Genomic DNA, 12325 nt, shown 5'->3' with positions numbered 1-12325 from the left:
ACCGATCACCCACAGGTGACGGACAGGGAAAGCGCGAACGGTTCGCGAACGGGAGGCGGTTGGCATGGCGCACGGCGAGGTGCTCGAGTTCGAGGAGTACGTCCGCACTCGGCAGGACGCCCTGCTGCGTAGCGCCCGGCGCCTGGTGCCGGACCCCGTCGACGCCCAGGACCTGCTGCAGACGGCGCTGGTGCGGACGTTCGGCCGCTGGGACGGCATAGCCGACAAGCGCCTCGCCGACGCCTATCTGCGCCGCGTCATGATCAATACGCGTACGGAGTGGTGGCGCGCCCGCAAGCTCGAAGAGGTGCCCACCGAGCAGCTGCCCGACGCGAGCATCGACGACTCGACCGAGCAGCACGCCGACCGCGCGCTCCTCATGGACATCATGAAGGTGCTGGCTCCCAAGCAGCGCAGCGTCGTGGTGCTGCGACACTGGGAGCAGATGTCCACAGAGGAGACGGCCGCCGCCCTCGGCATGTCGGCCGGAACCGTGAAGAGCACGCTGCACCGGGCGCTGGCCCGGCTCCGCGAGGAGCTGGAGAGCCGGGACCGCCACGAGTCCGGCCACCGCGTGCTCGAACGGGAGGAGACGGAGCGTTGCGCGGCCTAGGCATACGTGCCGGTCGGGTTCTGAAGGCGGGGAGTACGGCGGTGGCCGCGCTCGCCGCCGTCGGCCTTTTCCTCGGCGCCCTCACGGCCTGCTCGGCCGGCGGCACCGGCGCCCGCGACGAAGGGCCCGCCCGCTCCGACCCGGGGCCCTCGGCCGCCCCGAAGGCCGTGTCGTCCTCCCCGGCCTCCCCTGCGCCCAAGACGGTGAACGCGGTCCGGCTCGTCAAGGACGACCCGGCGGTGAGCACGGAGGTCAAGCGCGACCTCAAGCCCTGCGTGGGGCACGAGTACCCGGTCGACGTGTCCTACGGGAACCTGACGGGGAACACGTCGAGCGACGTCGTGGTCAACGTCATGACCTGCGGAGACGCCGTGAGCATCGGCAGCTACGTGTACCGCGACACCGGCGGGAAGTACGAGAACGTCTTCAAGGCCGAGGAGCCTCCGGTGTACGCGGAGATAGACCGGGGCGACCTCGTCGTCACCAAGCAGGTGTACGAGAAGGGCGACTCGGTGGCGTATCCCTCGGGTGAGGACGTCCTGACGTACCGCTGGACCACCGGCCGGTTCGTCGAGCAGGCCAGGACGCACAACGACTACAGCAACGCGGTGAACGGGGACACGCCCGAGCCGTCCGACAACTGAGCGGCGGGCCGGACAGCCCCGACCATGCAGATGACGGACCAGACCACTTTTCGGACGACGTATCAGGAGCAGCGGATTCGGATGGCAGAGCACACCCACGTCCTCTTCGTCGAGGACGACGACGTCATCCGCGAGGCCACCCAGCTCGCCCTCGAGCGGGACGGCTTCGTGGTCACGGCCATGCCGGACGGCCTCGCGGGCCTGGAGGCGTTCCGCGCGAACCGGCCCGACATCGCGCTGCTCGACGTGATGGTGCCGGGCCTGGACGGCGTGAGCCTGTGCCGCCGCATCCGTGACGAGTCCACCGTCCCCGTGATCATGCTGTCGGCGCGGGCCGACTCGATCGACGTGGTGCTCGGCCTGGAGGCCGGCGCGGACGACTACGTGACCAAGCCGTTCGACGGGGCCGTTCTCGTGGCGCGGATCCGTGCCGTCCTGCGGCGCTTCGGGCACGCGAGCGGGTCGGCGTCCGGCGCGGCGCCGGCCGTCCCCGACGACTCCGGCGCGACCGGCGGTGTCCTGCACTTCGGCGATCTGGAGATCGACACCGAGGGCATGGAGGTCCGCAAGGACGGCGCCACGGTCGCGCTGACGCCGACCGAGATGCGACTGCTCCTGGAGTTCTCGTCCGCGCCCGGCACGGTCCTCTCCCGCGACAAGCTCCTCGAACGTGTGTGGGACTACGGCTGGGGCGGGGACACCCGCGTCGTCGACGTCCATGTGCAGCGGCTGCGCACGAAGATCGGCCAGGACCGGATCGAAACGGTCCGCGGCTTCGGCTACAAGCTCAAGGCCTGACGGGCCGTGCCGGGGCGGGGTGTCGTGTCGGGGCCTGGTGGCTTGTCGGGACTGGGTGGCTTGCGCGGGCCGGGAGGCTTGCGCGAACCGGGTGTCCGGAGAACCGTTTGCCCGGTCGGTACGTGTACCGGCCGGGTCATTCGCTGTCTGACGAGGAACGGGATCGGGATATGAGAGGGGCCGCCGCGACCGTGCGCGCCCGGCTCGGCCAACCGCTGCGGCTGCCGCTGAGACGGCTGCGCCCGGCGCTGCACACCGGGGTCCGCTGGAAGATCAGCGTCGCCATCGCCCTGGTGGGAGCGCTCGTCGCCGTCGCCCTGAGCCTGGTCGTGCACAACGCGGCGCGCGTCTCGATGCTGGACAACGCGCGCGACGTGCAGGACGAACGCATCCAGTTCGTGGCGCGCCAGTACGAGGCCACCGGGCGCGGCCTCCCCGTCGGCTTCAAGGTCGACGACCCGGGCATACCCCATGACCTGCGCAAGAAGGCGATGGCCGGGCGGCGCGCCACTTTCGTCTCCGAACAGGTCGGCGGCGTACCCGACATATGGGCCGCGGTCCCGCTCGGCGACGGGCGCCTGCTGTCCGTGCACACCCGCTTCACCGACCGCAGCGCCACCGTCATGAAGGACCTCGACCAGGCCCTCATCATCGGCTCCATCTCGGTGGTCTTCGGCGGGTGCGCCCTCGGCGTGCTCATCGGCGGCCAGGTGTCACGGCGGCTGCGCAAGGCGGCGTCCGCGGCCAGGGAGGTCGCGCAGGGGCGGACCGACGTACGGGTCGGGGACGCCATCGGCGGCGTCGTACGCGACGAGACCGACGATCTCGCGCAGGCCGTCGACGCGATGGCCGACGCCCTGAAGCAGCGCCTTGAGGCCGAGCGCCGGGTCACCGCGGACATCGCGCACGAGCTGCGTACGCCGGTGACCGGACTGCTCACCGCGGCCGAGCTGCTGCCGCCCGGACGCCCGAGCGAGCTGGTCAAGGACCGGGCCCAGGCGATGCGCACCCTCGTCGAGGACGTACTCGAAGTGGCGCGTCTGGACAGCGCGGCCGAGCGCGCCGAGCTCCAGGACCTGCTGCTGGGCGAGTTCGTGACGCGGCGGGTCGGCGCACGCCACGCGGACGTACGGGTGAGCGTGGTGCACGAGTCGGAGGTCACCACCGACCCGCGCCGCCTCGAACGCATCCTCTTCAACCTCCTCGCCAACGCCGCGAAGCACGGCAAGCCGCCCGTCGAGGTCAGCGTCGAGGGCCGAGTGGTGCGCGTGCGTGATCACGGTCCCGGCTTCCCGGAGGAGCTGCTCGACGAGGGGCCGAGCCGCTTCCGTACGGGCGCGGCGGACCGCGCGGGCCATGGGCACGGTCTCGGTCTGACGATCGCCGCGGGTCAGGCGCGCGTGCTCGGCGCCCGCCTCACGTTCCGCAACGTACGCCCGCCGGGCGCTCCTTCGGGGACTCCGTCCGAGGGTGCGGTCGCGGTGCTGTGGCTGCCGGAGCACGCACCGACGAACACGGGAAGCTTCCCGATGCTGCGCCTGCCGGACTGAGGGCGGCTCCGAGCGGCAGGTCCTAAGGGCTTTCGTCCGAACGAGAGGCCCTAGCTCGTGGCCCACTCCTTGTCGAGGTCGAGCCCCTCGTTGCGCTGCGTGAACGAGAACCAGTTCCCGGAGTCGTCGCGGAAGATCGCCTCGGTCCCGTACGGGCGCTCCTGCGGCTCCTGGAGGAACTGCACCCCGCGCGCCCTGAGCCGCTCGTAGTCTCCGTGGATGTCGTCCGTGACCAGGACGCCGGCCCCGAGAATGCCCTTGGAGACCAGCTTCTTCACCGCCTCGGCCGACTCGGGATCCATCGCGGGCACCCCGGGCACCATCAGCGTCAGCTCGACGTCCGGCTGATCCTTGGCGCCCACGGTCAGCCAGCGCATACCGCCCTCGCCCATGGTCATGTCCGTCCGCACCTCGAGGCCCAGCTTCTCGGTGTAGAACTCCTTGGCCCGGTCCTGGTCGAGAACCCAGACGGTGGAAATGGCGAGTCCCTTGATCATGATGCGCTCCGCAGTGGTCGGGCCACGCGCCGGCGAATCCGGCCGTGCCCTGTCACGGTAGGCAGTCACCCCCCGCCCCCGCTTCTCCAGAATTGCGCTCCTCGCCGGCCCCCTGCCCCGTACTCCCGGACGGCTCCCTGCCGGGGAAGCCGCCGGCCCACAACATCGCGTAGCACCCGGGGATGAGTGCCGCCCCGCGTCCCACGTGCTTCGCCCGGTACTCACTCGGTGTCAGGCCCGTCTGTCTCTTGAACCGGGACGAGAACGTGCCCAGGCTGCTGAACCCCACGAGGGGGACGAGAACGTGCCCAGGCTGCTGAACCCCACGAGGCCGCAGATCTCCGTGACCGACAGGTCCGCCGATCTCAGCATCTCTTCGGCCCGCTCGATCCGACGGCGCGTCAGATACTGTCCCGGCGTCTCCCCGTACGCCTCCTTGAAGCACCGCACGAAGTGGTAGCGCGAATAGCCGGCATGGGCCGCCACCGCGTCCAGGTCGAGCCCCGCCTCGGCCCAGTCGCGGTCCATCGCGTCCTTGGCGAGCCGCAGCTGCCGCAATTTCTCCACGTCACCGATGCTGGCACGCCCCACTGACAACGACCTCGGCACGGCGAAGGCCCCCGGTGCGCAACAGCGCACCGGGGGCCTTCACAGAAGCCGAGGAGGATCGGGACGACCCGCTCAGACGGTCTCGGAGACCGTCCTGCCGTCCGCCGCGGCGTCCCCTGCCGCGACCCCCTCGACCGGCTTCGCGTCGGCCGTGGCCGTACCGGCCTTGGCCATGTCGACCGGCTGAGCGTCCGCCGGGCCCGCGGCCTCGGGAGAGCTCGGCGCCTCCTTGGCGGGGCCCGCGCCCCGCAGCGGCACCTCCTTCACGAAGACCGCCGCGATCAGCGCCAGAACCGCGATGATCGAACCGAGCAGGAACGCCGAGTGCGTACCGGCCGACACCGCGTGCAGGTAGGCGTCGCGCACCACGTCCGGCAGCTTGGCCAGGCCCTCGGCCGTCAGCTGCGTGGAATGCTCCGCGACCTTGCCGCCCATCGCCCCGGCCCGCTCGGCCATCACGTCCTGGACGCGGTTGTTGAAGAGCGCGCCCATGATCGCGACGCCGAAGGAGGAACCCAGCGTGCGGAACAGGGTCGTGGAGGACGAGGCGACGCCCATGTCCTTCATCTCGACGCTGTTCTGCGCGACCAGCATCGTGATCTGCATCAGGCAGCCCATGCCCGCGCCGAGCACGGCCATGTACAGACCGGAGGTGAGGCGCGTCGTCTCCGTGTCCATCTGCGCGAGCAGGAAGAGTCCGGCCACCATCAGGACGCTGCCGACCAGCGGGAACACCTTGTACTTGCCGGTGTTGGTGGTGACCCGGCCCGCGATCAGCGAGACGACCATCATCGAGAGCAGCATCGGCAGGAGCAGCAGACCGGAGTTGGTCGCGTTCGCTCCCTGCACCGTCTGCTGGTAGAGCGGCAGGAAGAGCACGGCGCCGAACATCACGAAGCCGGTGATGAAGCCGATGAGGGACATGACCGTGAAGTTGCGGCTGCGGAAGATGTGCAGCGGCAGGATCGGCTCGGCCGCCTTCGTCTGGACGAAGAGGAAACCGACGAGCGCGGCGACACCGATCGCGGCGAGCTCCATGATCACGGCGGAGCCCCAGGCGTACTGCGAGCCGCCCCAGGTCGTCACGAGCACGATCGACGTGATGCCGACGGTGAGCAGCGCGGCGCCCAGGTAGTCGATCTTCCCCTTGGAGCGCTTCTTCGGCAGGTGCAGGACCGCGGTGACCATGGCGAGGGCGACGAGGCCGAGCGGCAGGTTGATGTAGAAGGACCAGCGCCAGCCCCAGTTGTCGGTGATGGCGCCGCCGACGAGCGGTCCGCCGATCATGGCGAGCGCCATGACGCCGGCCATCATGCCCTGGTACTTGCCGCGCTCCCGCGGCGGAATCAGGTCACCGATGATGGCCATGACGCCGACCATCAGGCCACCGGCGCCGAGACCCTGGATCGCGCGGAACGCGATGAGCTGGTTCATGTCCTGGGCCATGCCGCTGAGCCCGGAGCCGATCAGGAAGATCACGATCGAGGTCAGGAAGGCGCCCTTCCTGCCGTACATGTCGCCGACCTTGCCCCAGATGGGGGTCGAGGCGGCGGTGGCGAGCGTGTACGCGGTCACGACCCACGAGAGGTGCTCGAGGCCGCCCAGGTCGCCGACGATCGTGGGCATCGCGGTGCCGACGATCATGTTGTCGAGCATCGCGAGCAGCATCGCGATCATCAACGCCATCAGGACTACGCGCACACTGCGCGGCTGCCGCTCCTTGGTGGCCGCCGCGCCGCCCCCGCCGGTGTCCACCGCCACTGTTCCGTTCTCCGCCATGATCCCCAACTCCCCAGTTACCTGCTTGCCGCCACTTACTTGCCGCCCGGCAAGTTGACTACACTGAGGGAAGATAGAGCGCTAACTAGCCGGGCGTCAAGTAAGTTTTCGCCCAAGGCCCGCCACCAGCACGAAGGAGCAGCCACAGATGGGCAGCAGCAAGCAGCGCCGCGGAAACACGCGGCAGCGCATCCAGGACGTGGCGCTGGAACTGTTCGCCGAGCAGGGCTACGAGAAGACCTCGCTGCGCGAGATCGCCGAGCACCTCGACGTCACCAAGGCTGCGCTCTACTACCACTTCAAGACCAAGGAAGACATCGTCGTCAGCCTCTTCGAGGACCTGACGCGGCCCATCGACGAGCTGATCGAGTGGGGCCGGGAGCAGCCCGACACCCTGGAGACCAAGCAGGAGCTCATGGAGCGCTACAGCCTGGCGCTGCACGGGGCGGGGCCGCTGTTCCGCTTCATGCAGGAGAACCAGGCGACCATGCGCGAGCTGAGCATCGGCGAGCTCTTCAAGGACCGCATGAAGGCGCTCCTCGACCAGCTCCTGCCGGAGGACGCCACCATGACCGAGCGGGTCCGCTGCTTCAGCGCGATCTTCTCGATGCACGCGGGCCTGTTCGTCCTCAAGGACGTCGAAGGCGACCCCGAGGAGAAGCGCAAGGCCATCCTCGAGGTCGCCACCGATCTCGTCACCCGGGCGCAGCGGGACGCCTGAGTTCCGTCATGCAGTTGTGCTTCCCGCGCGGGTGGGCTCATCCGGGCGGATGAGCCCGCTCACGCAGGTCAGACGGCGACGCCCATCGACTTCAGGAAGTTGACCGGGTTGACCGCGGAGCCGTAGTTCGGGGTCGTGCGGATCTCGAAGTGCAGGTGCGGGCCGCTGGAGTTACCGGTGTTGCCGGAGAGCGCGATGTGCTGACCGGTGGAGACCGTCTGGCCGACGTGCACGTCGATGCGGGACAGGTGCGCGTACTGCGAGTACGTGCCGTTGCCGTGCTTGATCACGATGGCGTTGCCGTACGCCGGGCCGTCGCCGCCGCCGTAGGGGCCGGCCTTGACGACGGTGCCGCCGTGGGCGGCCATGACGTTCGTGCCGATCGGCACGGCGAAGTCCTGGCCGGAGTGCTTGTGTGACCACATGTTGCCGCCGAGGCCGAAGCCCGCGGACAGCTTGTAGCTCTTGACCGGGTCTATCCAGCTGACGGCCTTCTTCGCCGCGGCCTTCTTGACCTGCGCGGCGTGCGCCTTGACCTGCGCGGCGTGCGCCTTGGTCTTCTCGGCGGCCTTGGCCTGGGCCTTGGCCTGGGCCTGGACCGAAGCCGCGGCCACGCTGGGCAGCGCGACGCTTCCCTGAGTGCTTTCGGCGGCAACCGCGGCCCCTGCACCCAGCAGCGCCGTGGCTCCCAGGGCGGCGGTGACGACGGCCGCCCGAGTACGGAGCAGGGACGAGCCGGAAGAAAGAGTCATGGTGCGCTTCGACATTCGGGGATTACCTCCGCGTTGATGACAGGGACAGACCGGCACTCGTTGGTGACGTGCCGGGCTGGCTGTTCATTGGTAACCCGGGACCCCATCTCGTCTCAAAGGCCCCATCTACTACCCAAAGCCGTACTAAAAGGTCGGGACTTCAACCTCTTGACGGCCCCCGAAGACCCCATGCGAACTGTCGGTTTTATGCCCCGATTCCAGGTTTAGCGGCACTTCGCGCCCTTGCGCCCCGGGGCCCCACCGGCCCCACGCCCTACCGATCCAAGAAACGGACATTTCGGTAGAACACGTCGATGCCGCAACAACCCCCCACCCCTGCAGCTCATCCACTATTGCGGCTAGTACCGGACAAAACGCCTGTGCGCCATGTCACCGGGAGGCAAGATCCAGAGCCCCGCGAATGTGACGCGGGCTACGCTGAAGCGCCTGGTTTGGCAGCCTTTCGGGGGAAGCGCAGATGGGATCCCGCAGTCCTCGGCACCCGCCTGGAGTCGAGCGTGCTCTCACCGCTGCTGAAGCAGCTCCTCCCCCGTGACGGCCCCGGCGCGGGCCTGGTGGACAAGCCCGTAAGCCTCTCGGGCCTCGTCACCTTCCGCGGCGAGAAGCGGACCCTCGGGGAGAAGGAGGTCGGGCACCTCGCCGCCCGTCCGGTGCGGGAGGCCGTGCAGCCCCCGGGCGAGCCGCCGTTCCCCGCGGACGAGCAGGAGGCGGTCACGGCCGCCCTCGCCCGCAGGGTCCTCGCCCTGGGCGACCTGGACATGGACGACGTCCAGGCGGCCTGCCTCGGCCACCGTCAGCTGGCCCGCACCCTGCGCGAGGCGGCCCCCGCGCCCGGCCTCACCACCGACGCCGCCTACTTCCTCGACTCGGTCACCGAGTGGGCCTGCCTGCACATCCCGCACTTCGTCACCCGGCGCTCGACGTTCGTGGCCCGCACCCTGGTCGAGCAGAGCCGCGCCCAGTCCGAGCTGATCACCAAGGTGGACGCGCTGATCACACGCACCCCGCCCCACGACGGGCAGGACACCGCCTTCGAGGCCCGCTACCGCGCCACCTCGCGGAGCGCCACAACCGCGTCACCATCTTCGGCCTCGACCTGCGCGACTCCCCCGGCCCGACCTGTCCCTCAGCGGCGCGCTGCTGCCCCCGCAGGGATCGCCCTTCGAGCTGCCGGGCGTACGCGTCCTGTCCCGTGTCCCTGCACCTCACGAGCGGCACGGAGGACCCTCCCGCTTCGCCCCCGCCGTCCCGAACGCCGACACCGTGCGCCTTTCCTTCGCCGAGGACGCCGCACCGGCCGAGGTGTACGCCGGCCTCTTCCCGCAGGCCGAGGTCACCGTCCACCGCTGGAGTCGCCGAATCACGGGAGGCACGGCAAAGGGGCTGCCCCAGGACCGAAGTCCTGGGGCAGCCCCTTTCACTCAGCGCATCCCCGAAGGGTTACGCCTCCTTGCTCAGATTCGGACCGGCTCCGCCGGCCGCCTGCTCGATCGGCGGGACGTCCGGCAGCGGGGACTTCTCCTCGCCGCGGAAGGTGAACGTCTTGGCGTCACCCTCGCCCTCCGTGTCGACGACCACGATGTGGCCCGGACGCAGCTCGCCGAAGAGGATCTTCTCGGAGAGCGAGTCCTCGATCTCGCGCTGGATCGTGCGTCGCAGCGGACGCGCGCCGAGCACGGGGTCGTAACCCTTCTTGGCCAGGAGCTCCTTCGCGGACTGGCTGAGCTCGATGCCCATGTCCCGGTCCTTGAGGCGCTCGTCGACCTTGCCGATCATCAGGTCGACGATCTGGAGGATGTCGTCCTGGGTCAGCTGCGGGAAGACGACGACGTCGTCCACGCGGTTGAGGAACTCGGGACGGAAGTGCTGCTTGAGCTCGTCCGAGACCTTGTTCTTCATGCGCTCGTAGTTGGACTTCGTGTCGCCCTGGGCCGCGAAGCCGAGGTTGAAGCCCTTCGAGATGTCCCGCGTGCCGAGGTTGGTCGTCATGATGATGACCGTGTTCTTGAAGTCCACGACCCGGCCCTGGGAGTCGGTCAGGCGACCGTCCTCCAGGATCTGCAGCAGCGAGTTGAAGATGTCCGGGTGGGCCTTCTCGACCTCGTCGAAGAGAACCACCGAGAACGGCTTGCGCCGCACCTTCTCCGTCAGCTGGCCGCCCTCTTCGTAGCCCACGTAACCGGGGGGCGAACCGAAGAGACGCGAGACCGTGTGCTTCTCGCTGAACTCCGACATGTCGAGGGAGATCAGCGCGTCCTCGTCACCGAAGAGGAACTCGGCGAGCGCCTTGGACAGCTCGGTCTTACCGACACCGGACGGGCCCGCGAAGATGAACGAGCCACCGGGGCGCTTCGGGTCCTTCAGACCGGCACGCGTACGGCGGATCGCCTTCGAGAGCGCCTTGACGGCGTCCTTCTGGCCGATGACGCGCTTGTGGAGCTCGTCCTCCATGCGCAGCAGACGCGAGGACTCCTCCTCGGTCAGCTTGAAGACGGGAATGCCGGTCGCGGTCGCGAGGACCTCGGCGATCAGCTCGCCGTCGACCTCGGCGACGACGTCCATGTCGCCGGCCTTCCACTCCTTCTCGCGCTTGGCCTTCGCTGCCAGCAGCTGCTTCTCCTTGTCGCGGAGCGAAGCTGCCTTCTCGAAGTCCTGGGAGTCGATGGCCGACTCCTTGTCGCGGCGCACGCCCGCGATCTTCTCGTCGAACTCGCGGAGGTCCGGCGGCGCGGTCATCCGGCGGATGCGCATCCGGGAACCGGCCTCGTCGATCAGGTCGATCGCCTTGTCCGGCAGGAAGCGGTCCGAGATGTACCGGTCGGCCAGCGTCGCCGCCTGAACGAGGGCCTCGTCCGTGATGGAGACGCGGTGGTGGGCCTCGTAGCGGTCGCGCAGACCCTTGAGGATCTCGATCGTGTGCGGCAGCGACGGCTCCGCGACCTGGATCGGCTGGAAGCGGCGCTCGAGAGCGGCGTCCTTCTCCAGGTGCTTGCGGTACTCGTCGAGCGTGGTCGCGCCGATGGTCTGGAGCTCACCGCGGGCCAGCATCGGCTTCAGGATCGAAGCGGCGTCGATGGCGCCCTCGGCGGCACCCGCACCGACCAGCGTGTGCAGCTCGTCGATGAACAGGATGATGTCGCCGCGGGTGCGGATCTCCTTGAGGACCTTCTTCAGGCGCTCCTCGAAGTCACCGCGGTAGCGGGAACCGGCGACCAGCGCGCCCAGGTCGAGGGTGTAGAGGTGCTTGTCCTTGAGGGTCTCGGGCACCTCGCCCTTGACGATGGCCTGCGCGAGGCCCTCGACGACGGCGGTCTTGCCGACGCCGGGCTCGCCGATGAGGACCGGGTTGTTCTTCGTACGGCGGGACAGCACCTGCATGACCCGCTCGATCTCCTTCTCGCGCCCGATGACCGGGTCGAGCTTGGATTCGCGGGCGGCCTGCGTGAGGTTCCGGCCGAACTGGTCGAGGACCAGGGACGTGGAGGGCGTGCCCTCGGCAGGACCGCCGGCGGCGGCGGTCTCCTTGCCCTGGTAGCCGGAGAGCAGCTGGATGACCTGCTGCCGCACCCGGTTGAGATCGGCGCCCAGCTTGACCAGGACCTGGGCGGCGACGCCCTCGCCCTCACGGATCAGGCCGAGCAGGATGTGCTCCGTGCCGATGTAGTTGTGGCCCAGCTGAAGGGCCTCGCGGAGCGACAGCTCCAGGACCTTCTTGGCACGGGGGGTGAAGGGGATGTGCCCGGACGGGGCCTGCTGGCCCTGGCCGATGATCTCCTCCACCTGCTGGCGGACCGCCTCGAGCGAAATCCCGAGGCTCTCCAGGGCCTTAGCGGCGACACCCTCACCCTCGTGGATCAGGCCCAGGAGGATGTGCTCGGTGCCGATGTAGTTGTGGTTGAGCATCCGGGCTTCTTCCTGAGCCAGGACGACAACCCGCCGCGCGCGGTCGGTGAACCTCTCGAACATCGTTAATCGCTCCTCAGAGCGGTCAGGCAGTAAGGGGACGCTCCCCTCCCTGTCCTTCCGCAGCTTAGTCCCGCAAGCGGGGACCGCTCATTCCAACTGCCGACACCCGTCGATGGCCTCCTGACCCGAACGCCGACAACTGCTCCAACACCGATGGTGCGAGACGATGTTCCCGCAGGCCAGGCAGTTACCCCCACCATCAGTACGCCGATGGCGAACGCAAGGCGGCCAGAACCCACGTGTCGCCCCTCCTCACTAGGGATGTCTTACCCGCCAGGAGTGACGGTCCATGCGGCGCACCCCGGTTCCCTCCGCTACGGGCGAACACCCTTGCGCCGCCGAACACCTCCGCACGCCCCCATTCGAGACACTCTG

At 69.1% G+C, this 12325-nt stretch carries 9 protein-coding genes and 2 pseudogenes; 6 read left to right on the top strand and 5 right to left on the bottom strand.

Annotated elements, in window-relative coordinates:
* Positions 1 to 64 precede the first annotated feature (64 nt).
* The 4 genes from LGI35_RS25295 (at position 65) to cseC (ending at position 3605) form a co-directional block, all read left to right on the top strand.
* On the top strand, positions 65 to 613 hold the full coding sequence (locus LGI35_RS25295; protein ID WP_116511432.1) for a SigE family RNA polymerase sigma factor: 549 nt from the start codon (positions 65 to 67) through the stop codon (positions 611 to 613).
* Complete coding sequence (locus LGI35_RS25290) at positions 601 to 1257, top strand: hypothetical protein (RefSeq protein WP_227296625.1); 657 nt, start codon at positions 601 to 603, stop codon at positions 1255 to 1257. The genes LGI35_RS25295 and LGI35_RS25290 overlap by 13 nt, the downstream gene beginning before the upstream one ends.
* A gap of 81 nt (positions 1258 to 1338) precedes the next feature.
* Positions 1339 to 2055, top strand: coding sequence for a two-component system response regulator CseB (gene cseB / locus LGI35_RS25285; protein WP_116511436.1), 717 nt, complete (start codon positions 1339 to 1341; stop codon positions 2053 to 2055).
* Between the two features lie 170 nt (positions 2056 to 2225).
* On the top strand, positions 2226 to 3605 hold the full coding sequence (gene cseC / locus LGI35_RS25280) for a two-component system sensor histidine kinase CseC (RefSeq protein WP_227296624.1): 1380 nt from the start codon (positions 2226 to 2228) through the stop codon (positions 3603 to 3605).
* A 50-nt stretch (positions 3606 to 3655) separates the two neighbouring features.
* Here the strand turns inward: cseC and LGI35_RS25275 are convergent, their stop codons facing one another.
* From LGI35_RS25275 to LGI35_RS25265, 3 genes and pseudogenes are all read right to left on the bottom strand, one after another.
* Complete coding sequence (locus LGI35_RS25275) at positions 3656 to 4102, bottom strand: VOC family protein (RefSeq protein ID WP_227296623.1); 447 nt, start codon at positions 4100 to 4102, stop codon at positions 3656 to 3658.
* Between the two features lie 52 nt (positions 4103 to 4154).
* Positions 4155 to 4630 (bottom strand): annotated as a pseudogene (locus LGI35_RS25270) (helix-turn-helix domain-containing protein).
* Positions 4631 to 4783: 153 nt separating this feature from the next.
* A complete protein-coding gene (locus tag LGI35_RS25265; protein WP_423835720.1) occupies positions 4784 to 6490 on the bottom strand; it encodes an MDR family MFS transporter in 1707 nt (568 codons plus the stop codon).
* Positions 6491 to 6638: 148 nt separating this feature from the next.
* Between LGI35_RS25265 and LGI35_RS25260 the strand changes: the two genes are divergently transcribed.
* The gene (locus LGI35_RS25260; RefSeq protein WP_227296622.1) at positions 6639 to 7211 is read left to right on the top strand and encodes a TetR/AcrR family transcriptional regulator; all 573 of its coding nucleotides are present in this window, start codon (positions 6639 to 6641) and stop codon (positions 7209 to 7211) included.
* Positions 7212 to 7279: 68 nt separating this feature from the next.
* On the opposite strand, the gene LGI35_RS25255 is transcribed toward LGI35_RS25260, so the two are convergent.
* Complete coding sequence (locus LGI35_RS25255) at positions 7280 to 7978, bottom strand: M23 family metallopeptidase (RefSeq protein WP_227296621.1); 699 nt, start codon at positions 7976 to 7978, stop codon at positions 7280 to 7282.
* 437 nt (positions 7979 to 8415) lie between these two features.
* On the opposite strand from LGI35_RS25255, the pseudogene LGI35_RS25250 reads away from it, so the two are divergent.
* Positions 8416 to 9095: pseudogene (locus LGI35_RS25250) on the top strand (NACHT N-terminal Helical domain 1-containing protein); the annotation flags it as partial.
* Positions 9096 to 9424: 329 nt separating this feature from the next.
* Here the strand turns inward: LGI35_RS25250 and LGI35_RS25245 are convergent.
* Complete coding sequence (locus LGI35_RS25245; protein ID WP_116511469.1) at positions 9425 to 11950, bottom strand: ATP-dependent Clp protease ATP-binding subunit; 2526 nt, start codon at positions 11948 to 11950, stop codon at positions 9425 to 9427.
* Positions 11951 to 12325: the final 375 nt, after the last annotated feature.

The organism is Streptomyces longhuiensis (genome assembly GCF_020616555.1).
GTDB classification, from domain to species: domain Bacteria; phylum Actinomycetota; class Actinomycetes; order Streptomycetales; family Streptomycetaceae; genus Streptomyces; species Streptomyces longhuiensis.
The sequence above is the reverse complement of the archived record's forward strand: the minus strand, read 5'-3'. Positions and strand labels throughout refer to the sequence as shown.

Excerpts from the sequence above, each read along its gene's own strand:
- LGI35_RS25295 (WP_116511432.1), top strand. The coding sequence starts at position 65 with ATGGCGCACGGCGAGGTGCTCGAGTTCGAGGAGTACGTCCGCACTCGG.
- cseB (WP_116511436.1), top strand. The coding sequence starts at position 1,339 with ATGGCAGAGCACACCCACGTCCTCTTCGTCGAGGACGACGACGTCATC.
- cseC (WP_227296624.1), top strand. The coding sequence starts at position 2,226 with ATGAGAGGGGCCGCCGCGACCGTGCGCGCCCGGCTCGGCCAACCGCTG.
- LGI35_RS25275 (WP_227296623.1), bottom strand. The coding sequence starts at position 4,102 with ATGATCAAGGGACTCGCCATTTCCACCGTCTGGGTTCTCGACCAGGAC.
- LGI35_RS25265 (WP_423835720.1), bottom strand. The coding sequence starts at position 6,490 with ATGGCGGAGAACGGAACAGTGGCGGTGGACACCGGCGGGGGCGGCGCG.
- LGI35_RS25260 (WP_227296622.1), top strand. The coding sequence starts at position 6,639 with ATGGGCAGCAGCAAGCAGCGCCGCGGAAACACGCGGCAGCGCATCCAG.
- LGI35_RS25255 (WP_227296621.1), bottom strand. The coding sequence starts at position 7,978 with ATGTCGAAGCGCACCATGACTCTTTCTTCCGGCTCGTCCCTGCTCCGT.
- LGI35_RS25245 (WP_116511469.1), bottom strand. The coding sequence starts at position 11,950 with ATGTTCGAGAGGTTCACCGACCGCGCGCGGCGGGTTGTCGTCCTGGCT.